The 20,624-nt window shown below is 68.7% G+C and carries 19 protein-coding genes; 13 read left to right on the forward strand and 6 right to left on the reverse strand.

All coding sequences use genetic code 11. From position 1 onward, the window contains the following. Nucleotides 1-66: 66 nt before the first annotated feature. From LRF89_RS02665 to LRF89_RS02715, 11 genes are all read left to right on the forward strand, one after another. Nucleotides 67-1,635 (forward strand): PAS domain-containing hybrid sensor histidine kinase/response regulator, encoded by a 1,569-nt coding sequence (locus LRF89_RS02665; RefSeq protein WP_201241419.1) that lies wholly within the window; start codon nucleotides 67-69, stop codon nucleotides 1,633-1,635. A gap of 14 nt (nucleotides 1,636-1,649) precedes the next feature. Next, nucleotides 1,650-2,090: a DUF123 domain-containing protein gene (locus LRF89_RS02670; RefSeq protein ID WP_201170310.1), complete on the forward strand. Its 441-nt coding sequence runs from the start codon at nucleotides 1,650-1,652 to the stop codon at nucleotides 2,088-2,090. Next, a complete protein-coding gene (locus LRF89_RS02675; RefSeq protein WP_201170038.1) occupies nucleotides 2,081-2,677 on the forward strand; it encodes a carboxymuconolactone decarboxylase family protein in 597 nt (198 codons plus the stop codon). Before LRF89_RS02670 ends, LRF89_RS02675 begins: the two co-directional genes overlap by 10 nt. A 43-nt stretch (nucleotides 2,678-2,720) precedes the next feature. Further along, nucleotides 2,721-4,508 carry a glycoside hydrolase family 15 protein gene (locus LRF89_RS02680; RefSeq protein ID WP_201170036.1) on the forward strand — a complete coding sequence of 596 codons (1,788 nt, stop codon included), beginning with the start codon at nucleotides 2,721-2,723 and terminating at the stop codon, nucleotides 4,506-4,508. Beyond that, nucleotides 4,505-5,875, forward strand: coding sequence for an alpha,alpha-trehalose-phosphate synthase (UDP-forming) (locus tag LRF89_RS02685; RefSeq protein ID WP_201170034.1), 1,371 nt, complete (start codon nucleotides 4,505-4,507; stop codon nucleotides 5,873-5,875). The genes LRF89_RS02680 and LRF89_RS02685 overlap by 4 nt, the downstream gene beginning before the upstream one ends. Further along, on the forward strand, nucleotides 5,872-6,813 hold the full coding sequence (locus LRF89_RS02690) for a glucokinase (protein ID WP_238636563.1): 942 nt from the start codon (nucleotides 5,872-5,874) through the stop codon (nucleotides 6,811-6,813). The genes LRF89_RS02685 and LRF89_RS02690 overlap by 4 nt, the downstream gene beginning before the upstream one ends. 48 nt (nucleotides 6,814-6,861) lie before the next feature. Next, nucleotides 6,862-8,175 carry a GAF domain-containing sensor histidine kinase gene (locus tag LRF89_RS02695; protein WP_238636564.1) on the forward strand — a complete coding sequence of 438 codons (1,314 nt, stop codon included), beginning with the start codon at nucleotides 6,862-6,864 and terminating at the stop codon, nucleotides 8,173-8,175. Then, nucleotides 8,168-9,331, forward strand: coding sequence for an alkaline phosphatase family protein (locus tag LRF89_RS02700; protein ID WP_238634676.1), 1,164 nt, complete (start codon nucleotides 8,168-8,170; stop codon nucleotides 9,329-9,331). Before LRF89_RS02695 ends, LRF89_RS02700 begins: the two co-directional genes overlap by 8 nt. 13 nt (nucleotides 9,332-9,344) lie before the next feature. Further along, a complete protein-coding gene (locus LRF89_RS13635) occupies nucleotides 9,345-10,337 on the forward strand; it encodes a 6-carboxytetrahydropterin synthase (RefSeq protein ID WP_201170025.1) in 993 nt (330 codons plus the stop codon). A gap of 3 nt (nucleotides 10,338-10,340) precedes the next feature. After that, nucleotides 10,341-10,970, forward strand: a complete 630-nt coding sequence (queE, locus tag LRF89_RS02710) for a 7-carboxy-7-deazaguanine synthase (protein ID WP_201170023.1) — start codon at nucleotides 10,341-10,343, stop codon at nucleotides 10,968-10,970. A gap of 80 nt (nucleotides 10,971-11,050) precedes the next feature. Continuing rightward, nucleotides 11,051-11,437, forward strand: a complete 387-nt coding sequence (locus tag LRF89_RS02715) for a DUF3775 domain-containing protein (protein ID WP_201170021.1) — start codon at nucleotides 11,051-11,053, stop codon at nucleotides 11,435-11,437. Between the two features lie 16 nt (nucleotides 11,438-11,453). On the opposite strand, the gene LRF89_RS02720 is transcribed toward LRF89_RS02715, so the two are convergent. The 3 genes from LRF89_RS02720 to LRF89_RS02730 all read right to left on the reverse strand — a co-directional run bounded on the left by LRF89_RS02720 (nucleotide 11,454) and on the right by LRF89_RS02730 (nucleotide 12,950). Continuing rightward, nucleotides 11,454-12,125, reverse strand: coding sequence for an alpha/beta hydrolase (locus tag LRF89_RS02720; protein WP_201170019.1), 672 nt, complete (start codon nucleotides 12,123-12,125; stop codon nucleotides 11,454-11,456). Beyond that, nucleotides 12,122-12,475 (reverse strand): metalloregulator ArsR/SmtB family transcription factor, encoded by a 354-nt coding sequence (locus LRF89_RS02725; protein WP_201170016.1) that lies wholly within the window; start codon nucleotides 12,473-12,475, stop codon nucleotides 12,122-12,124. Before LRF89_RS02725 ends, LRF89_RS02720 begins: the two co-directional genes overlap by 4 nt. Nucleotides 12,476-12,581: 106 nt before the next feature. Beyond that, nucleotides 12,582-12,950 carry a phasin family protein gene (locus LRF89_RS02730; protein ID WP_201170014.1) on the reverse strand — a complete coding sequence of 123 codons (369 nt, stop codon included), beginning with the start codon at nucleotides 12,948-12,950 and terminating at the stop codon, nucleotides 12,582-12,584. Nucleotides 12,951-13,174: 224 nt separating this feature from the next. On the opposite strand from LRF89_RS02730, the gene LRF89_RS02735 reads away from it, so the two are divergent. Next, nucleotides 13,175-13,384: a cold-shock protein gene (locus LRF89_RS02735; RefSeq protein WP_201170011.1), complete on the forward strand. Its 210-nt coding sequence runs from the start codon at nucleotides 13,175-13,177 to the stop codon at nucleotides 13,382-13,384. Nucleotides 13,385-13,521: 137 nt separating this feature from the next. Continuing rightward, a complete protein-coding gene (glgP, locus tag LRF89_RS02740; protein WP_201241754.1) occupies nucleotides 13,522-16,077 on the forward strand; it encodes an alpha-glucan family phosphorylase in 2,556 nt (851 codons plus the stop codon). Nucleotides 16,078-16,091: 14 nt separating this feature from the next. On the opposite strand, the gene malQ is transcribed toward glgP, so the two are convergent. From malQ to glgC, 3 genes are read right to left on the reverse strand one after another with little or no spacing between them, the layout of a single operon-like run. Further along, nucleotides 16,092-17,585 (reverse strand): 4-alpha-glucanotransferase, encoded by a 1,494-nt coding sequence (malQ, locus tag LRF89_RS02745; RefSeq protein WP_238636565.1) that lies wholly within the window; start codon nucleotides 17,583-17,585, stop codon nucleotides 16,092-16,094. Next, the gene (locus LRF89_RS02750; RefSeq protein ID WP_370641507.1) at nucleotides 17,582-19,246 is read right to left on the reverse strand and encodes a glycoside hydrolase; all 1,665 of its coding nucleotides are present in this window, start codon (nucleotides 19,244-19,246) and stop codon (nucleotides 17,582-17,584) included. The genes malQ and LRF89_RS02750 overlap by 4 nt, the downstream gene beginning before the upstream one ends. 58 nt (nucleotides 19,247-19,304) lie before the next feature. Then, the gene (glgC, locus tag LRF89_RS02755; protein WP_201241757.1) at nucleotides 19,305-20,570 is read right to left on the reverse strand and encodes a glucose-1-phosphate adenylyltransferase; all 1,266 of its coding nucleotides are present in this window, start codon (nucleotides 20,568-20,570) and stop codon (nucleotides 19,305-19,307) included. Nucleotides 20,571-20,624: the final 54 nt, after the last annotated feature.

Here is a 20,624-nt window from a genome sequence, read left to right on the forward strand (position 1 = left end):
TCCCGTGGGGAATCGGTCCCCGCAGGGCCGTGGGCCGCTGGTTCCTGCACTGCTGAGGGTGGACGTTTGCCCAGATTGAATGCCGAGTCCGACCCGGACGACTTACTTACCCTGGCCGCCGAGTCGGTGGGCTTGGGCGTATGGCGTATCGACCTGCAGACCGAGTGCATCGAGCTGTGTCCGCGCGCCCGGGCCCTCTTCGGCTTGACCGACGACGCCCCGCGGCCGGCCCGCGAGGGGCTGGACCACTATGCCCTCGAGCATCGCGAGCGGTTGCAGGAGGCCTATCGCCGGTGCATCGATGACGGCACCGCCTACGATGTCGAGTTCCAAGCCCGGGTTGCCGGCGGGGAGCAGCGCTGGCTGCGCGCGACCGGGACGCCGGTGCGCGATGCCGCCGGCCGGATGACCGCGGTGGCCGGCGCCCTGCTCGATATCGAGGATTATAAGGCGCGCGAGTCCGAGCACGCCGAGGCGCGGGTGGCGGCCGAGCGCACGGACCGGGCCAAGTCGGAGTTCCTCTCGGCGATGAGCCACGAGCTGCGCACCCCGCTCAACGCCATCGTCGGCTTCGCGCAGCTGCTCTATGCCGACGATGAGCTCGATGCCGCCACCCGCAGCGAATACTTGCGCCACATCCTCAGTGCCGGCTGGCACCTGCGTGATCTGGTCGGCGACATCCTGGATCTGGCGCGGATCGAGGCCGGCCGTGCGTCACTGACGCCGGAGACGGTGCGCGTCTCCGATCTGCTGCAGGAGGGTCTGCGCCTCGTGCGTGATCAGGCCGCCGACCACGGCGTCAGCCTGCGCCTGGAGGGTTCCGGGCGCTCCAGCGGGGTGTGTGTCTGGGCGGACCGGCTGCGGCTCAAGCAGGTGGTGCTGAACCTGCTGACCAACGCCATCAAGTACAACCGTGAGGGCGGATCGGTGGTCCTCAGCTACGGATGCGACGAGGCCGGGCAGGTGTGGGTCGACGTGGCCGACACGGGGCTGGGGATTGATCCGGAGCGCCGCGAGGGGCTCTTCGAGACCTTCGACCGGCTCGGGCGCGAGACGGGAAGCATCGAGGGCGTGGGGATCGGGCTACCGCTGGCGCTGCGGCTCAGCCGCCTGATGGGCGGTGATCTGCATTTGGTCGAGAGCGCACCGGATCAGGGCTCCCGCTTCCGGCTGAGCCTGCCCGGCATCGACGGTGAGGGCTGGGATCGGCACCACACGCCGAGCCTCGACCCGCAGTTGCTGGATGAGCGCGCCGATGATCCGCCCCTGCGTGTGCTGGCGGTGGAGGACAACCGGGTCAACATGCTGCTGCTCAGCGGTTTGGTGGCCAAGCGCCGGGGCGTGGAGCTGCTCGAGGCCTACGACGGAGGCACCGGGCTGGAGATGGCCAAGCGCAAGCGGCCGGATCTGATCCTGCTCGACATGCACCTGCCGGATACCGACGGCTTTGCCTTGGCCCGGCAGCTGCGCGCCGATCCGGCGCTGCACGAGACACCGCTGGTGGCGGTCAGCGCCGATGCCAGCGACGAGGTCCGTCGCCGAGCCCTGGACGAGGGGTTCAACGACTATATCGTCAAGCCTTTCGAGCTGGAGCAGCTCGATGCGCTGATCCGCGAGGTCCGGCTGAGTCGCTAGCCGTGGGAGCCGGGGTGCAGCAGGACGCCACCACCTACTGCCTGACGCTGTTCCTTACCGAGGCGATGCGGGTCAGAGTGGGCCGGCTCGGGATGGTGGGATTCCCCGCCGGCTGGTGGGTCTACACGGGCAGCGCGCGGCGCAACATGGATGCCCGGATCGCCCGGCACCTGCGCCGGGACAAACCGCGGCGCTGGCACCTGGACTACCTGACCGGCGACCGGCGCGTCATCGTGGTGTCGGTCACCCGGCACGCCGAGCCGGAGTGTCGGCGCAACCGCCGCAATGGCGGTATCGTGGTGGTGTCGGGCTTCGGCGCTAGCGACTGCGTGGCCGGCTGTGGTAGCCACCTGCGCTGGCTCGGCGCGGCGCCTGTGCCGGACGCTGCGAGTGGCGGCGCCGATAGCCTCCGGCAGCACCCGCAATCCCCGGAAAGAGGACACCCATGTACGTAGATCCCATGCCCCTGAGCGCTTACCCCTGGTACCTGCGCCCTTGGTTCTGGTGGCAGCGGCGGCGCGCCGGCTCGGTGTCCGAACCGATCCGCCTGTGGGCGCGCCGGCCCCGGTTGCTGGCGCCGCTGATGCTCCTCGGGGCGGCGTTCGAGCGCCGGCGCGCCGACCTCGAGCCCGGTCTGCGCGGGTTGGTGGGGCTGCGCGTGGGGCAGCTCAACGAATGCCCTTTCACGGTTGATCAGAGCGCCCACAGCCTCCAACGACAGGGTGTGCCCTGGGAGAAGATCCGTGCGGTCGCCGATTGGGCCGAGGGGGAGGGTTTCACCAGCCGGGAGCGGGTGGTGCTCGGCTACGTCGAGGCGGTCACGCGCAGCGACACCCCGGTCAGCGCCGACGTGGTCGGGGCGGTGAAGCGCCATCTGGATGATGAGGCCCTGATCGAACTCACCGGGCTGGTGGCCTTCCACAACATGACCACCAAGTTCAACAATGCCCTCGATGTCCCGCCCCAGGGGCTGTGCGTGCTGAGCGTCAACGAGCGTGGCGAGGCGGTGGCCCGGGAGGCGAACCCGGCCCGGGGCGAGTAGGGTATCCTCCGAAAGGTGTGGATCCGAGTGACGAGGAGGTCCCGTGAGCACGCTGGAGCAAGCCCTGATTGGCAACTGCGCCTTTGCCGCGCTGGTCAACCGCCAGGCCGAGATCACCTGGGCCTGTATGCCCCGCTTCGACGGCGATCCGGTGTTCTGCTCCCTGCTCGGCGATCCGGCCGCCGGCGCCGGGGCGGGGCGGTTCGCCATCGAACTCGAGGGGTTGGCGCGCACCGAGCAGTGGTACGAGCGGAACACCGCCATCGTGGTGACGCGGCTCTACGATCATCAGGGCGGGGTGGTGGAGGTGACCGACTTCGCCCCGCGCTTCGAGCAGTTCGGACGAACCTTCCGCCCGGTGGAGTTGATCCGCCAGGTGCGCCGGGTGGCCGGTTCGCCCCTGATTCGGCTGGTGGTGCGGCCGGTGTTCGATCATGGTCGGGCGTTGCCCAGCGTCACCCAGGGCAGCAATCACGTGCGCTACGTCGGCCCGGGCCAAGTCCTGCGCCTGACCACCGACGCCTCGCTGACCGCGATCCAGGATGAGACCCCGTTCATCCTCGAGGACGACCTGACGCTCGTGTTCGGTCCCGACGAGACGCTGCCCCAGTCGCCCCATGAGACGGGCTACCAGTTCTATGAGCACACCTGCATCTATTGGCAGGAGTGGGTGCGCAACCTGGCCATCCCCTTCGAGTGGCAGGAGGCGGTGATCCGCGCCGCGATCACGCTTAAGCTCAACACCTACGAGGACACCGGTGCGGTGATCGCCGCGGTGACCACCTCGGTCCCCGAGGCGCCGGATACCGGTCGCAACTGGGACTACCGGTACTGCTGGCTGCGTGACGCGTACTTCGTGATCAACGCCCTCAACCGGCTGGGGGCGACCAAGACGATGGAGCACTACGTGCGCTTCATCATCAACACCACCGCCGGTATCGAGGGTCGCTCCCTGCGCCCGGTGTATCGCATCAACGGCCGCGATGATCTCTTCGAGACCATCGCCTACGGGTTGCCCGGATACCGGGAGATGGGCCCGGTCCGCATCGGCAACCAGGCCTACGAGCAGCAGCAGAACGACGTCTACGGCTCGGTGATCCTGGCCACGGCGCACCTGTTCTTCGATGAGCGCCTGCGCCGCCGCGGCGATGAAGCGCTGTTCCGTCGCCTCGAGCAGCTCGGCGAGCAGGCCGTGGCCGTCTACCGCGAGCCGGATGCCGGCCCCTGGGAGTTCCGCGGTTTTGAGAAGGTGCACACTTTCTCGGCGGCAATCTGCTGGGCGGCTGCCCGCAACCTGCGCGCTATCGCCGCTAAACTGGGGCTGATGGAGCGGGCCGACTACTGGCGCCGCCGCGCCGACGAGATGGCAGCCACCATCCGCACCGAGGCCTGGAACGAGCAGCGCAACAGCTACATGGCCAGCTTCGGCGGCCAGGATCTCGACGCCAGTCTGATGCTGCTCTACGAATGGGGTTTCCTGCGCGCGGGCGACCCGCGTCTGGCCGGAACCGTGCGCGCCGTGGAGCAGGAGCTGCGCCACGGCGACTTCCTGTTCCGCTACGTCCACGAGGACGACTTCGGCAAGCCGCACACGGCCTTCACCACCTGCACCTTCTGGTATATCGATGCCCTGGCCGCGGTCGGGCGTGACGCGGAGGCCCGCGCGCTGTTCGAGCGCCTGCTCGAGTGCCGCAATCACGTCGGTCTGCTCTCGGAGGATATCGACCCGTACACTGGAGAACTCTGGGGCAACTTCCCGCAGACCTACAGCATGGTCGGACTCATTAACTCGGCCATGCGCCTGAGTCGTACTTGGGAGGAACCGCTGTGAGTCGACTGGTGACCGTTTCCAACCGTGTGGCCCTGCCCAGCCAGCTGCAGGCGGCCCAGGGTGGGCTCGCTGTCGGCCTGCGCTCGGCGCTGGAGGAGTCTGGCGGGATCTGGTTCGGCTGGGACGGCGGCGTCGACGAGCGCATCGACGGGTTGCGCCAGCCGCGCGTGCAGACCGCCAACGGGGTGCGTTACGCCACCCTGCGTCTGAGTCGCAGTGAATACAACCGGTACTACCTGGGGTACGCCAACCAGGTGCTGTGGCCGCTGTTCCACTACCGCATGTCCTTCGTGCACTGCCGCCGGGAGCGCGTCGAGGGCTACTGGGAGGTGAACCGGCTGTTCGCCGAGCACCTACCGCCGCTGCTTGAGGGCGACGAGGTTATCTGGGTCCATGACTACCACTTCATCCCGCTCGGGCAGTTGCTGCGCGAACAGGGCGTCGAGGCGCCCATCGGCTTCTTCCTGCACACCCCCTTCCCGCCCTGGGATGTCTACCGCGCTCTACCGGGCCACGAGCGTCTGCTTGAGTCCCTGTGCCGCTACGACCTGGTGGGGTTCCAGACAGCCATCGACCGGGACAACTTCTTCGACTGCCTGGCGCATTACCGCCCGCAGCTCCCGCGCCCCCGGGCCGAGGTCTTCCCCATCAGCATCGATGTCGATCAGGTAGCCCGCGAGGCCCAGCGGGGTTACAACTCCCAGCAGGGGCGGCGGCTGCAGCAGAGTCTGCGCGATCGGCGGCTGATGATCGGGGTCGACCGGCTCGACTACAGCAAGGGCCTGCGCAACCGGTTCGAGGCCTACGAGGCCCTGCTCGAGCAGCACAGCGAGCAGCGCGGGGATGTGGTCTTCCTGCAGATCGCCCCCGTCTCACGCGGGGATGTGCCCGAGTACGAGGAGATCCGCCAGCACCTGGAGTACCTGGCCGGCCACATCAATGGTCGTTTCGCGGAGTACGACTGGGTGCCGCTGCGCTACCTCAACCGCGGCTTCCACCGCTCGAACATCCTTGGCTTTCTGGCGCGCAGCGATGTCGGGCTGATCACCCCGATGCGCGACGGCATGAACCTGGTGGCGAAGGAGTTCGTCGCCGCTCAGGATCCCGGTGATCCGGGTGCCCTTGTGCTCTCGCGCTATGCGGGCGCGGCGCAGGAGTTGGATGGCGCGGTGCTGGTCAATCCCTACGATGTGGACCAGATGGTCGATGCTATGCACCAGGCGCTGACCATGCCGCTGGGTGAGCGACGCGAGCGCTGGCAGCAGATGATCGAGGCCCTGCGCCGGCAGGATATCCACCGCTGGCGGACGGAGTTCATCCAGGCCCTGCACGATGCTCACCGCGCAAGGAGTTCGGAGGCGCTGTGACCCGTTACCTGCTGGCCGACATCGGCGGTACGCATACCCGCGTGGCGGAGGCGGTTCCGGGCGAACCCCCGGGGCCGGTCACGCAGTACCGCAATCGCGATCTCGCCGGCCCCAGCGAGGCGCTGCAGCGCCACCGCACCGGGCACGCCGACGAAGACTGGTGGGTGGCGGCGGCAGTGGCCGGACCCGTGGCTCAGGGGGAGGTTCGGCTGACCAACCTCGGCTGGCAGCTCGAGGTCGGCGAGCTGGCGTGCCGTACCGGGGCGGCTCGTGCCGAGCTGGTTAACGACTACCAGGCGCTGGCCCGCGCTCTGCCCGAACTGGATCCGGCGGCGCACTGCACTGTGCTGCGATCCGGTACGCCGGCGTCGGGTGGGGCGATGGCGGTGCTTGGGCCGGGCACGGGCCTGGGCGTCTCCGGGCTGGTGCCGGCCGTCCGGGGCTGGGGGGTGATCGCCGGCGAGGGCGGCCACGTCACCCTCGCCGCCGCCGACGAGACCGAGGCAACGTTGCTCGGTGCCTTGCGCGGGGAACTCGGCCACGTCTCCGCCGAGGCGGTGCTCAGTGGGCCCGGGTTGAGCCGGCTGCACCGGGTGCTCCACGGGGTCGAGGCGGCCCCGGAGGCCATTACTGCCGCCGACGGCGAGGCCGACCCGGCGGCTCGGGAGACCATCGACCGTTTCCTCGCCCTGCTCGGCGGGACCGCCGGCAACCTCGCGCTCACCCTGGGTGCGCGCGCAGGTGTGTTCCTCGCCGGCGGGCTCCTGCCGCGGTTGAGTGCCTCGCGGCTAGCCGACTCGCCGTTGCTCGAGCGCTTCCTGGCCAAAGGGCGCTTCCGTAGCTACCTCGAGCCGGTGCCGGTTTGGCGCATCGACGATCCGGCGGCAGCTGCGCTGCTCGGGCTGCGCGCGTGGCTGGATGACTTGCGGTACCCTTGAGACCCGAGTGGATTCAGGCATGCGGCTGGCAGGCGAGGCCTTCTGACCATGGCATCATCCCGCATCCCGGCGGACGAGGCGCACCGCCTCGAGGCCCTGGCGCGGTACCAAGGCGGTGAAAGCGGCCCCGAGGTGGCCTTTGACCGGCTGGTGGGCTTGTGCGCAAGGGTCTTCGAGGTGCCCATCGCTTTCATCTCGCTGGTCGAGCGCGAGCGGCAATGGTTCAAGGCGGCTCGCGGGCTGGAGCTGACGGAGACGCCGCGCGAGATCGCCTTCTGCAACTGCGTGATCGAGACCGGGGATCCGCTGGTGGTCACTGACAGCCACCGGGATCCGTACTACGCGGACCATCCGCTGGTTACCGGGCCCCCGCACCTGCGCTTTTACGCCGGGGTGCCGCTGGTCGTCGATGGCGGCGCGCGGATCGGCACCCTATGCCTCGGGGATCGCCGGCCGCGGACCCTCTCCGGCGCCGAGCTGGAGACCCTGCAGGAGCTGGCGGCCATGGTGGTGGACGAGTTCGAGCTGCGCCGGGCCAACCAGCGCCTCGATCAAGAGCGGGCGCGCGCCGAGCGGGCGGCCACCGAGCTGCGCCGCGCCAACCTCGAACTGCAGCAGGCCCGCGAGGAGGCCGAGCGGGGTAATCGGGCCAAGAGCCAGTTCCTCTCAAGCATGAGCCACGAACTGCGCACGCCGCTGAACGCCGTGCTCGGTTTCGCCCAGATCCTCGATCAGGACCCGCGCGAGCCGCTCTCCGAGCGCCAGGCCGGCTACGTCGAGCAGATCCTCGGGGGTGGTCGGCACTTGCTGTCGCTGATCGACGACATCCTCGATCTCTCCCGGGTTGAGGCCGGTCGGGTGCAGCTGCAGCCGGAGTGGGTGGCGCCGGGGTCGCTGGTTGATCAGTGCGTCGAGCTGCTCGGTCCCCTGGCCGCCGATGCTGGGGTGCACCTGTCGGTGCAGCAGGCCGCTGATGCCCCGGCAACGATCCGGGCCGATCCACAGCGCATCCGGCAGGTGCTGTTCAACCTGCTCAGCAATGCCGTGAAGTACAACCGGCCGCAGGGGCGGGTGGACCTCGAGGTCGAAGCGTCCGCCGCCAACCGGATCCGGTTCCGGGTGCGGGACACCGGGGTCGGCATCCCTGAGGAGCGCCAGCGCGAGGTCTTCTACCCCTTCAATCGCCTGGGCCTGGAATCCTCGGAGGTGGAGGGGACCGGAATCGGCCTGGTGGTGACTCGCCGCCTGGTTGAGCAGATGGGCGGAGAGCTAGGCTTCTCCAGCGAGCCCGGGGCCGGGTCGGTCTTCTGGGTCGAACTGCCCTGTTTCCCTGCGGAGAGCGAGGTTTCCGGCGATGGATAAGCCGAGCTACGAGGGCAGCGGGCTGGTCAACCTGATGGCCTCCCTGGGTCGCGCATTCGCGGCCGGGTCGAGCCACTATCCAGCCCTCGACCCCGATCCGGACCTGGGGCTGGAGGATGCCCGCACGGTGATCCTCTGGATTATCGACGGCCTCGGCGACCACTTCCTGGCCCGACAGCCGGCCAGCACACTGGCCCGAGACCGGGTTCGGGGGCTGACCTCGGTTTTCCCGGCCACCACCTCGGCGGCGCTGACCAGTATCATTACCGGCCGCCCACCGCGGGGGCACGGGGTCACAGGCTGGTTCATGTACGTCCACGAGCTCGGCGCCGTCACCGCCTGGCTGCCTTTCGGGCCGCGGGTGGGCAAGGGGCAGTGGTCCGGTATCGAGCCGGAAAGCGCCGAGTTGCTTCAGCGCGACCCGATCTGGGATCGCTTCGAGGCCGAGACGCACGTCGTCCAGCCCTCTTGGCTGGTCGATACGCCGTACAGCCGCGGGGTCACGGGACGCTATGCCCGGCGCCACGGTTATCAGGGGCTGGACGAGCTGCGCGAGGTGCTCGTGCGGATCGCCCGCGAGCCCGGCCGGCAGCGCCGATTCGTCTACGCCTACTGGCCGGATCTGGATACGCTGAGCCATCAGCACGGGGTCGACAGTGCGCCGGTGCGCGATCAGTTTCGCTCCATCGATATCGCCTGGCAGCGACTGCTCGACGGGGTCCAGGGTACCGATACCGTGGTGCTGGCCACGGCCGATCACGGCCTGATCGACACCGCCCCCGAGCGGACCCTCTACCTCGAGGACCATCCGGAACTCGCCGAGATGCTGGCCCTGCCGCTGTGCGGCGAGCCGCGGGCGGCTTACTGCTACCTGCGTCCCGGCACCGAGACCGACTTCCAGCTCTATTGTCGGGAGCGCCTGGGGGCCGTCTGCCAGGTCGCCCGGGCCGAAGAGCTGCTTGCAGCCGGTTGGTTCGGTCCGATGCCCGAGCACCCCCGGCTGCGCCGGAGGATCGGCGACTGGGTGTTGTTGCCTGCGGACGGCTGGGTGATCAAGGATCGGCTGGTGGGTGAGGGCCGTTTCGCCCAGGTGGGCGTGCACGGTGGCGCCTCGGCCAGTGAGCAGTGGGTGCCGCTGATTGCCGCACGGCCGTGATAGCATCAGCAGGATGGAATCCCTGCTCTACACCGCCGAGGTGCCCTTCGAGGCCGCGCGACGCGTTGGCCGGGGCTGGCACGGCCACTCCTTCCGGCTGCGTGTGCGGGCGGCGCCCGATGGTGGTGCCGCCGATCCGGACGCGCTGGCCGATGCGTGCGCCCGCGTGACGGCGCCATTTGACTACACGCTCCTCAACGAGCGCCTCGAGGATCCCGCTGACGACCGGCTGCTCGACGAGCTCGGCCGGTGCTTGCGCACCGCTGGCGTGACCCCGCGGCGGCTGGCGCTGCGCAGTGCCCCGGATCGCGGCGTCGGCCGCGGTGAGGTGGACTGGGCGTGGCGGGCCTTCCGGTTCGAGGCGGCCCATCGGCTGCCCTACGTCCCCGAAGGCCACCCGTGCGGGCGCATGCACGGGCACGGGTACCTGGTGGTGCTCGAGGCCACCGGCGCCGATGCTGAGGGGCTGGGGGCGGCGTGGGCGCCGCTGGGCGAGGCCCTGGACCGCGCCTGCCTGAACGACTTCCTGGACAACCCCACCAGTGAACTCATTGCCGTCTGGCTCTGGGAGCAGCTCCGTCCCCGCTGCCCCGGGCTTACCCGATTGCATGTCCATGAGACGGAGCACTCTGGCTGCACCTACGACGGCGAGCGGCACACCATCTGGAAGGCCCAGCGTTTTGAGGCCGCCACCTGCGTTTCGGGGCCCGGAGATCGACGCGGCCGGTTGCACGGGCACGGCTATCGGCTGCGGGTCCATGTCACTGCCCCGCTGGACCGCGTGCTCGGCTGGACGTTGGACTACGGCGACGTCAAGGCGGCCTTCGCGCCTGTGCGCCAGGCGCTGGACCACCAGCGCCTGGACGCGATCGCCGGTCTCGAGGCCGGGGACGTGGCCAGTCTGGCCGCCTGGGTGGCGCGCTCCGCGCACCAGCGGCTGCCGGAACTCCACCGCGTGGACTGCTACGAGCGCGACGGCGTCGGGGCCATCGCCTGGCCGGATTGAGCCGTGAGCTACGCCGTCCACAGTCTGTTCTATACCCTGCAGGGCGAAGGAGGGCGAAGCGGCCGGCCGGCTGTCTTTGTGCGTTTTGCCGGCTGCAACCTGTGGAGCGGCCGGGAGTCCGATCGAGCGACGGCCGTCTGCAGGTTCTGCGATACCGAGTTCGTGGGTACCGGCGGTCCCGGCGGGGGGCGTTTCGGTGACGCCGGGGAGCTGGCCGCGGCGGTGGCGGCGCAGTGGCCCGACGGCGGTGCGCCCTATGTCGTTTGCACCGGCGGTGAACCGGCGTTACAGCTCGACGCGGACCTGCTGGCAGCCCTGCACGCCCGGGGGTTTGAGGTGGCCGTGGAGACCAACGGCACCTTGCCCCTGGCGCCGGGCGTGGACTGGCTTTGCGTTAGCCCCAAAGCAGGGACCGAGCTGGCGGTCACCGCCGGTGACGAACTCAAGCTGATCTATCCGCAGCCCGGAGCAGAGCCGGAGCGCTACGCCCACCTGGCATTCCGCCACTTCTATCTCCAGCCCTTGGACGATGCCCAGCGCGATGCGCATACCCGTGCGGCACTGGACTACTGCCGTGCGCACCCGCAGTGGTGGCTGAGCATGCAGATCCACAAAGACCTGGGTATCCCGTAGCCCTCGGGGCGCCGCTTGCGCTCGGCCGGGGACCCAGGCAACGTGGACCCTCAGGTCCGCCTCTGGCGAGGGGAAAGGTCATGTTCGAGGTCAGTCTGGATACTGTCTGCTTTATCATCCGCAAGTGCCGGGAGTTCCAGGCTAAGGAGGCGGTGGTCATCCCCGACTCGCCGGATGGCCCCGAGGACGACTGGGCGCTTCAGGTCCTTGCCGACCACGCCGATGACCTGAGCGTGCAAGAGCTGCGTGCCACCTTCGAGGACATGGAGCCGGCGGAGCAGGCCGAGGTCGTGGCGCTGATGTGGATCGGACGCGGCGATTTCGATGCCAGCGAGTGGACGGAGGCGCGCAGCGAGGCGAAGTCGGCGTGGAACCCGCGGACCGCTGACTATATCCTCGCTACGCCGCTGGCGGCCGACTACCTGGAAGAGGGACTGGATGCCTTCGGTTTCGAGTGTGACGACTGAAGGCCGCGCGGGCCGGCTACGACCGCCCGAGCCGGTTCGATAGCCAGGTGTCCAGGCGCTGGATCTCGGGCATGCAGACCGCGTGCTCCATAGGGAAATCGTGCCACTCCACGGGATGGCCTGCGGCCTCCAGCTCGGCAGCCGCCTGGCGGCCGAGTTCGATGGGAACGATCGGATCCTGCGTCCCGTGGGCCATGAAGACCGGGGCCCGTGCCCCGTCGTGGCCGGTCTCCGTGGCGCTCGGCAACCAGCCCGAAAGCGCAATGACCCCGGCCGGCGGGGTTGACGAGTTGAGCGCCGTGTAGAGGGCGGTGGCGGCGCCCTGCGAGAAGCCTGCGAGGAACAGGCGCTCGGCGGGGGTGCCGCGTTCCACCTCCCGGCGCATCAGCGCCTCGATCTGCAGTCGTGCTCGCTCGAGCCCCGGCGTATCCTCATCGATGCCGCCGCCGCCAAGGCCCCGGATGTCGTACCACGCCGGCATGGACATGCCGCCGTTGACCGTGACCGGCTGGACCGGGGCGTGGGGGAAGATCAAGCGCACGCCGTAACCGGCGCTCTGGCGGAGTTCATCGACGATGGGCGCGAAGTCGTGGCCGTCGGCGCCCAGGCCGTGGAGCCAGATGATGCTGGCGGAAACGTTCTCGCCGGTGCGCTTCTCCACGCACTCGAGCAGGGAGGTCTCGTTCATGCTTGATCCTTGGTGGTGACTCGGTTGGCCATACGCTCCAGCCGTTCACGATCCTCCTGGTGCCAGGCCAGGGCGTCGCTGGCCTGGACGGCGGCGTCGAGGATCGGCGCCACCCACGGGGGCTGCTCGGGGCTGATGCGGTAGTGGACCCATTGCCCGCGGCGTCGACACTCGACCAGCCCGGCCTCGCGGAGCATGGCTAGATGGCGGGAGATCTTGGGCTGAATAATACCCAGTGCTTCAGTGAGCTCGCAGACGCATAACCAGCCCTCGCGGCGCAGCAGAAGCAGGCAACGCAGCCGCGTGGGGTCGCCGAAGAGTCGGAACAGGTGGTCGGGCGTCAGGGGCATGCGCTCAGGGTAGGGGGCGCGCGGTATTCGTTCAAGCGAATAGCTACGGCGCCACGCGCCGCCTCTGCCCGACAGAGGCGGCGCGTGGCGCCGTCTTAGCGTCCGCTCACGCGGCCTTGGTGGTCTTCGCGGCCAGGCTACTGGTGCTCTCGCGGACCGACTGCTGCAGGTCCTCGGTCATCGCCTGGCTGAGCTGGGCCAGAGTCCGGGCATCCTTGGCGAGGCTGTCCGAGGTCTCGCGGGCCGCCTCCACGCTCTTCTGCAGGTAGTTCTGCAGCTGCTCCGGCGACTGGACCTCGCTTGCTTCGCGCAGGTTGCCGAGGGTGGCGTCGGTGTAGCGCCGGGCCATGTCCAGCTGGTAATCGGTCATCTTCTCCCAGTGCTCGAGCATCTTGCTGTTCACACCGTGGAAGGGCTCGGCATAGGGCCCGAACTGGGTCTGCATCTGCTTGATCATCTCTTGGTAGTTCATCATTGCCACCGCTCCTTTCGCGCCGTTCCGGGCTTTGTCTCGATTGTTGCCATGCAGCATAGCAGTGGCCATGTTGCGTCGCAACAAAATCGGTTGAAAAAAACTCGTGGGTGGCAGGTTGCGAGGCCCCCAACTTGTGCCAATATATGGGGCGCGACCGACAGCAAGACCTGACCCTGGTCCTCATGGAGGTCGCGTCACGATGATTAATACAGAGGTTGTTTGAGATGTCAGAGCGTCAACAAGGTACGGTTAAGTGGTTCGACAACGCCAAGGGCTACGGCTTCATCAGCCGCGAGGGGGGTGAAGACGTGTTCGTCCACTTCCGTGCCATCCGGGGCGACGGTTTCCGCTCCCTGGACGAGGGTCAAGCGGTCGAGTTCAGCGTGACCCGCAGCCCCAAGGGCCTGCAGGCCGAGGACGTCGCAGCGCTTTAAACCGCCGCCAGAGCGGCAGTAAGCTGCCATTGAGAGAAAGGCCCGCCCCTGGCGGGCCTTTCTCGTTGTGGGACGTGCGTGTGCGCCCCGGCGACATGTGCTAAACAGAGGGGTCCACAGAGGGAGTTGCCCCACCCATGTCCGAACGCGTCTTCACCCTGGAAGTCCACCCCTGCCTCCCGCCGTCACTCGCCCGCCTGCGCGAGCTGGTCGATGACCTCTACTATTCCTGGGACCGGCGAGTCCGGGGGCTGTTCTACCAGATTGACCCCGAGTGCTGGGAGGCCAGCGGCCACAACCCCAAGGTTTTCCTGCGCCGGGTTCCCCAGGAGGCGTTAGAGCGTGCCGCCGAGGACCCGACCTTCCTGGAAGACTACAACCGGACCCTTTCCGCCTACGACACCTATCTGGAGCAGGACACGTCGCCGGAGGTTGCCCCGCACCTGGATCCGGACCAGGACCTGGTGGCCTACTTCTGCGCCGAGTTCGGCCTGCACGAGAGCCTGCCCCTTTACTCTGGCGGCCTCGGCATCCTCGCCGGTGACCACTGCAAGGCGGCCAGCGATCTGCGCGTGCCGCTGATCGCGGTCGGGTTGCTCTATCGCCAGGGCTACTTCATCCAGAGCATCGATCACGAAGGGCGCCAGGTGGCGCACTATGTGCCCACCGAGGTGGCGCAGCTGCCCGCCTACCCACGCCAGGATGGTGACGGCGAGGAGCTGCGGGTGGCTGTCGACTTCCCCGGACGATCGGTGCAGCTGCGCATCTGGTCGGTGCGGGCCGGCCACGTGCGTCTGTACATGCTCGACAGCGATGTGCCCGAGAACACCCCCGAGGATCGCTCGATCACCTATCAGCTCTACGGCGGCGGCACCGAGATGCGCATCAAGCAGGAGCTCTGCCTCGGCATCGGGGGCGTACGGGCGCTGCGCAAGCTTGGCGTGGCGCCGACGGTCTGGCACTTGAACGAGGGGCACTCGGCCTTCCAGCTCGTCGAGCGCTGCCGCGAGTGGGTGGCGGCCGGCGTCGATTTCGTCACGGCGATGGAGGCCGTCGCCGGGGGCTCGGTGTTTACGACGCACACGCCGGTGGCGGCGGGTCACGACATCTTCGATCCGGAGATGGTCCGCGAATACCTGGGGGCTGCGCTCGGGGACTCCGGGCTCGATATCGATGCCCTGCTGGCGCTGGGCAACGGGCGGGCTGAGCAGCCGGGTTTCAACATGACCAGCCTGGCCCTGCGCGGATCGCGCTTCCACAACGGGGTCAGCCGAATCCACGGCCGCGTGGCCTCGGAGATGGAGGCGCGCATCTGGCCTGATGTGCCGGCTCAGGAGAACCCCATCCACGCCATCACCAACGGCGTGCACGTGCCGACCTTCCTGGCCCAGGAGTGGGGCAATCTCTTCGATCAGCGCTGGCCGGCCTGGCGCAGCGAGCTGAGCAACGAGGCGTTCTGGAGCGTGGTCGACGAGCTGCCCGATCACCGCTACTGGAGCATGCGCCAGAGCCTGAAGTCGCAGATGCTCCGCGACGTCTGTGCCCGGGTCGAGGCGCGGTGCAAGCGCAACGGCATGGCCGAGGCGATGATCCGGCGCATGACCCGCTTCATCCGCGACCCCGAGGCCGATGTCCTCGTGCTCGGTTTTGCCCGCCGCTTTGCCACCTACAAGCGCGCTCTGCTGATCTTCCGCGACCTCGAGCGTCTCAAGCAGCTGCTCAACGATCCCGAGCGGCCGATGATCCTGATCTTCGCCGGCAAGGCCCACCCGCACGATGAGCAGGGCCAGGAGATGATTCGGCGGATCCACGAGCTGACCCTCGATCCCGATCTGATCGGGCGGCTTCTGCTGCTGGAGAACTACGACATGGCGCTGGCGCGCAAGCTGGTGACCGGTGTCGACGTGTGGCTGAACAATCCGGAGTACCCCCTGGAGGCGTGCGGCACCTCCGGTCAGAAGGCGGCCATCAACGGGGTGGTCAATCTCTCGGTTCTGGATGGCTGGTGGGATGAGGGCTACGCCGGGGACAACGGCTGGGCGATCTACCCCCACGCGCCGGGCTTCGATCCGGAGTACCGTGACGGCGAGGAGGCCCGCGACCTGCTCGATACCCTTGCCGGTGAGGTGGCGCCGCTCTACTTCGATCGCGGTGAGCGCGGCTACTCGGCCGGCTGGGTGCAGATGTCCAAGGCCTCGATGCGCAGTACGCTGCCCCGGTTCAATGCGCAGCGCATGGTGATGGACTATGTGCGCGATCTCTATGGCCCGGCCGCCCGACATCATCGGCGCCTGACCGACGAGGAGTTGGCCGGCGCCGCTGGTCTGGCCGCCTGGAAGGAGCATGTGCGGGCCTGCTGGGACGGGACGGCCCTGGAGCTGATCGACGAGGCCCCGGACGCCCTGCGCCACGGAGAGCCGTTGCGTCTGCGGGTGAAGGCGCAGCTCAACGGGCTGGGTGCCGATGATGTCACCGTCGAGTGCCGCTTCAGCCCGGTGCCCCACCCCCGGGATCCGGGCCAGACCCAGCGTTTCGTGTTCTCGCCCACTGGCGGTGATGACGACGGGGATCCGCTGTTCTCCCTGGACATTCAACCCCGCCTCAACGGCTTGCAGTACTTCCGTATCTGCATGTACCCGAGCCACCCGCTGCTCGGTCACCCGCTGGAGCTGGGGCGGATGCGCTGGCTCTAGGCGGCGACCGCCGCCTAGAGCCGGCCGTAGAGTTCGTTGAGGGCGCGCAGCTGCCCGGCCAGGGGGTCGGGCAGCCACTCCCATTCAAAACGCCAGCGCCAGTTGCCCTCGGCAACCCCGGGCACGTTCATGCGGTGCTCGCCGCCCAGCGCCAGCAGATCCTGCAACGGGATCACGGCCAGTCCCGCCACCGACGCCAGCGCTGCCCGGATCAGCGGCCACGGCATCGGTTCGCCGGGGTGGCCCAGGTAGGCGTGGAGCCGCTGCGCCGTCGCCTCCGGTAGGTCGGCGTACCAGCCCAGGGTGGTGTCGTTGTCGTGGGTACCGGTGTAGACGACGCAGTGCCGGTGGTGCTGGTGGGGTAGGTAGGGGTTGGCGGCGTCGCTGTCGAAGGCGAAGTGCAGCACCTTCATCCCCGGCAGGGCGAAGCGCTCGCGGAGCCGCTCCACGTCCTCGGTGATCACGCCCAGATCCTCGGCCACCAGCGGGACCCGACCGAAGCGCTCCTCCACCGCCTCGAGTAGGGCGTCCCCGGGGGCTGCCTCCCAGTATCCGTCCCGGGCGGTGGGCGCCTCGGCCGGGATCGCCCAGCAGGCGCTCAGCCCCCGGAAGTGATCGATGCGCACGAAGTCGAACAGGGCCAGCTGGGTGGCCAGCCGCTCGAGCCACCACGCGAAGCCGTCGCCCTGCAGGCGCTGCCAGTCGTAGAGCGGGTTGCCCCAGCGCTGGCCCTCGGCGGAGAAATAGTCCGGTGGCACGCCGGCGACGAGGGCCGCATGCCCCTCGTCGTCGAGTCGGAAGTACCGCCGGTGGGCCCAGGTATCGGCGCTGTCGTGGGCGACGAAAATGGGGACGTCGCCGAAGAACTGGACACCGCGCTCGGCGGCGTAGTCGCGCAACGCCTGCCACTGGCTGAAGAAGAGGTACTGTTCAAAGATGTGGCGGTCGATCCGCCCGGCCAGCCGGTGGGTGGCTGCCTCCAGCGCCGCCGGTTCGCGGTCCCGCTCGGCGGCGGGCCACGTCCACCAGGCCGCGTCGCCGTGCTCCTCGCGTAGGGCGGCGTAGAGGGCGTAGTCCTCCAGCCAGTGGCCCTGCTCGCGCCGGAAGGCGTCGATCTGCGCCTCGGTCGGTGCGTCACCTTGTTCGCGCAGCCGCTGGTGGGCGCGGTGCAGGCAGGAGCGGCGCCAGGCCCGCAGCGCGACAGGATCGTCTCCGGTCTCTGGGGGGTGAAGCTCCTCCGGCGTCAGCCACCCCCGCTCGGCCAGTGCGTTTAGGTCGATGTAGCACGGCTCGCCCGCGTGAACCGACAACCCCTGGTAGGGGCTGAGGTCGTCGTGGGTGGGGCCGAGCGGCAGCATCTGCCAGATGGTGAAGCCGCTTGCCGCCAGCCAGTCCACGAAGCGGTAGGCGTGCTGCCCCAGGTCGCCGTTGCCTGCGGGCCCAGGCAGGGCGCTGAGGTGAACCAGCACCCCAGCCCGGCGCCGCTCGGCCAGCTCCGCGCCGCTCACGGCTCGGCGCGTCCGTGGCGCATCACGCCGCCGCGCTCGGGCGAGCCCCGGCCCTGGCGCGCGAAGGCGTGGCTCAGGTGCTCCGGCGGCTCCTGGCCCAGGGCGTGGTACAGCGCGGCGAGTTGGATCCGATAGAGGTGGTCGAAGTCGCGGATCACGTCGGCGGGGTTGTAGTCGCCGAACCACCAGAACCAGTCCGAACTCTCGCAGATGGCCAGCTGCGCCTCGGCGCGTTCCCGGGCGGCTTCGTCGAGCGCGCCGATACGCTGATCGAACGCCTGCTTGGCCTCGGCAAGCAGCTCCCAGGCCCGATCCTTGTCCACCTCGCCGATCCAGGTGGAGAGGGTGCCGTAGACCCAGCTGCCGGCCACCAGTCGTGACAGGGGGCGCGGCTCGAGTTCCTCGGCCGCCTCGGCGAAGGTGGTCAGCACCAGTCCCGGGTGATCGCCGAGCCGCTGATACAGGCCGTTGAGAAAATGGAAACCGTTGGCGGGGTAGTGCTCCCAGGCGTTCTCGCCGTCCATGATGATCGGGATGACCGTCTGTTCCGGTGCCTCGCAGCCGGCGGCGATGGCCTCCATGCGGCTGATTAGATTGGCGACGGCGTCGTCGCCGTGCCAGTCGGAGAACTCGAAGCCGATGGCGTCGGACAGCCCGTCGTCGCGGAAGAAGCAGCGGGTTCCGTCGCCGCTGTCGCCCTCGGCGTCGAGGGCGTAGGCCCGGTGCCACTGGCCGTTGCCGGTGCCCTCCGGGCCGAGGCTGTTGTCCAGGACCGCGCCGCCGCTGGCCGCCCAGCGGAATCCGAACTCCTGCAGTAGCCTCAGGGTGGCCTGGCTGATCGCCCCCTCCGACGGCCAGCACCCCCGCGGCCGGTGGCCGAAGGTGTGCTCAAAGCGCCGTATGCCCTGCTCGAGGTGCCAGCGCGCCCGGTCCTCGCCGCCGGGATAGCGGTCGACCACCGGCATGGAACTCTCGGGCCAGGACTCGCGGGCGCACTGCAGATCCTGGAGCAGTGGCAGGATGGGGTGCCCATAGGGGGTCATCGACAGCTCGACCCGCCCGGTCTCGGCCAGGTGGCGGTAGCGGTGGGGCAGGCCGGCGAGCAGCTCGCCGATTACGCCGAGCAGTTCGCGTCGGTCGTGGAGGGTAAAGCCCTTGCCCTGGTCGATCAGCCGCTGGACCCGCGGCTCGCCGCGGCGGACGGTCTCGCCCATCCAGCCCAGGTGGTACCAGGTGATCAGATCCACCAAGAAGGCGTCGCTGAGGTAGCGCATGCTCGCCGGGTGGGCGCTGACCATCTCGGCGATCTCGAGCAGGTGCCGGAATGCCGGGAACGGGTCCGCTAGCCGCTGGCGGTTGATGCGCTGGCACTGCTCGACCAGGCGGCGCCGCTCGTGCTCGTTGACCGGCAGGGTGGGCATGGCCAGGGCGCGCAGCAGGGGGTCGCGCAGCCGTTCGCCGCTTTCCAGGAAGCCGGCGATCTGGCGGCTGTAGTCCTCCAGCTGCTCGAGGAGAACCGGGGAGAAGTTGACCACTGCGCGCGCCGCCGGGTTGGCCTCGAGGTGGGCGGCCATGTCGGCGTAGTCCTTGATCCCGTGCAGGTAGGTCCAAGGTAGTAGGTAGTCGCCGGTGCCGGGGTCGAGGTAGCTCGGCTGGTGCATGTGCCAGCACAGCACCACGCGCACGGGCTGGGTCTCTGTCGCGTTCGGGTCGCTGGCATCAATAGACAACGTGGATCTCCTGGCCGAGCATTTCCGGGGTGACGAGGACAACACCGCTGGGGCTGACCGTAAAGCGCCGCGCGTCCTCCTCGGGATCTTCGCCGATCACGGTCCCCGCCTGGATGTGGCAGTACTTGTCGATCACCGCGTTGCGGATCCGACAGTCGGGCTCGATATGGGCCTCGGGGAGGATCACCGAGTCCTCAACCCGGGTGCGTTCATCGACGATCACCGACGAGAACAGTAGCGAGCGCCGTAGCCGCGCCCCGGAGATGATGCACCCGCCGGAGACCATGGAGTCGACTACGGTGCCGCGGCGGCCCTCCTCGTCGAAGACGAACTTGGCCGGGGGCAGCTGCTCCTGGAAGGTCCAGATCGGCCACTTGCGGTCATAGAGGTTGAGCTCCGGGGTGACGTCGATCAGCTCAAGGTTGGTCCGCCAGAAGGCGTCGATGGTTCCTACGTCCCGCCAGTACGCCTGGTCCCCGGTGGTCGGCTCCCGGAAGGGGTAGGCCATGACTCGGGCCTGGTCGATCAGCTGCGGGATGATGTCCTTGCCGAAGTCATGCTCCGAGCCGCTGCGGGCGTCCGCCCCGAGGGTTCGGAAGAGGAAGTCCCGGTTGAAGACGTAGACCCCCATGGAGGCCAGCGCACGGTCGTCGCGGCCGGGGATCGGCGTGGGGTTGGCCGGCTTCTCGTCGAAGCGAACCACCCGGCTGTCGTCATCGATGCCCATGACGCCGAAGGCGCTGGCTTCCTCGATGGGGACCTCGAGGCAACTGACGGTGACGTCGGCGCCGCTCTCCACGTGGTAGGCAAGCAGCGGCCCGTAGTCCATCTTGTAGATGTGGTCGCCGGCGAGGATCAGGACGTAGTCGGGATCGTGCAGCCGGACGATGTCCAGGCTCTGATAAACCGCATCGGCCGTGCCTTGGTACCAGGAGTCGGCGATGCGCTGCTGGGCTGGCAGCAGTTCGACGAACTCGCCGAAGTCGCTGCTCAGCGAGCTCCAGCCCTGACGGATGTGCCGGATCAGGGAGTGGGCCTTGTACTGGGTGAGTACGCCAATGCGCCGCACGCCGGAATTAATGCAGTTGGACAGGGGGAAGTCGATGATGCGGAACTTGCCGCCGAACGGAACCGCCGGTTTGGCACGCCACTGGGTGAGCTCGCGCAGCCGCGTGCCGCGGCCGCCGGCGAGGATCAGGGCCAGGGTGTCTCGGGTCAGGCGGCTGACGAAACGGGGAGAGCGATGGGATAACACGTCGGATCTTCCTGGTGACAGAGGCCTGAAGGGCAGTATGGACGGCTTTTCCGG

Origin of the sequence: Halorhodospira sp. 9621 (genome assembly GCF_022228055.1) — a bacterium.
Taxonomy (GTDB): domain Bacteria; phylum Pseudomonadota; class Gammaproteobacteria; order Nitrococcales; family Halorhodospiraceae; genus Halorhodospira; species Halorhodospira halophila_A.

Bases quoted from the DNA above. Each gene is read 5' to 3' on its own strand.
- LRF89_RS02700 (WP_238634676.1), top strand. From the start codon at position 8,168: ATGGATAAGCCGAGCTACGAGGGCAGCGGGCTGGTCAACCTGATGGCC.
- LRF89_RS02715 (WP_201170021.1), top strand. From the start codon at position 11,051: ATGTTCGAGGTCAGTCTGGATACTGTCTGCTTTATCATCCGCAAGTGC.
- LRF89_RS02750 (WP_370641507.1), bottom strand. From the start codon at position 19,246: ATGCACCAGCCGAGCTACCTCGACCCCGGCACCGGCGACTACCTACTA.
- LRF89_RS02695 (WP_238636564.1), top strand. From the start codon at position 6,862: ATGGCATCATCCCGCATCCCGGCGGACGAGGCGCACCGCCTCGAGGCC.
- LRF89_RS13635 (WP_201170025.1), top strand. From the start codon at position 9,345: ATGGAATCCCTGCTCTACACCGCCGAGGTGCCCTTCGAGGCCGCGCGA.
- LRF89_RS02720 (WP_201170019.1), bottom strand. From the start codon at position 12,125: ATGAACGAGACCTCCCTGCTCGAGTGCGTGGAGAAGCGCACCGGCGAG.
- LRF89_RS02735 (WP_201170011.1), top strand. From the start codon at position 13,175: ATGTCAGAGCGTCAACAAGGTACGGTTAAGTGGTTCGACAACGCCAAG.
- LRF89_RS02675 (WP_201170038.1), top strand. From the start codon at position 2,081: ATGTACGTAGATCCCATGCCCCTGAGCGCTTACCCCTGGTACCTGCGC.
- glgP (WP_201241754.1), top strand. From the start codon at position 13,522: ATGTCCGAACGCGTCTTCACCCTGGAAGTCCACCCCTGCCTCCCGCCG.
- LRF89_RS02730 (WP_201170014.1), bottom strand. From the start codon at position 12,950: ATGATGAACTACCAAGAGATGATCAAGCAGATGCAGACCCAGTTCGGG.
- LRF89_RS02725 (WP_201170016.1), bottom strand. From the start codon at position 12,475: ATGCCCCTGACGCCCGACCACCTGTTCCGACTCTTCGGCGACCCCACG.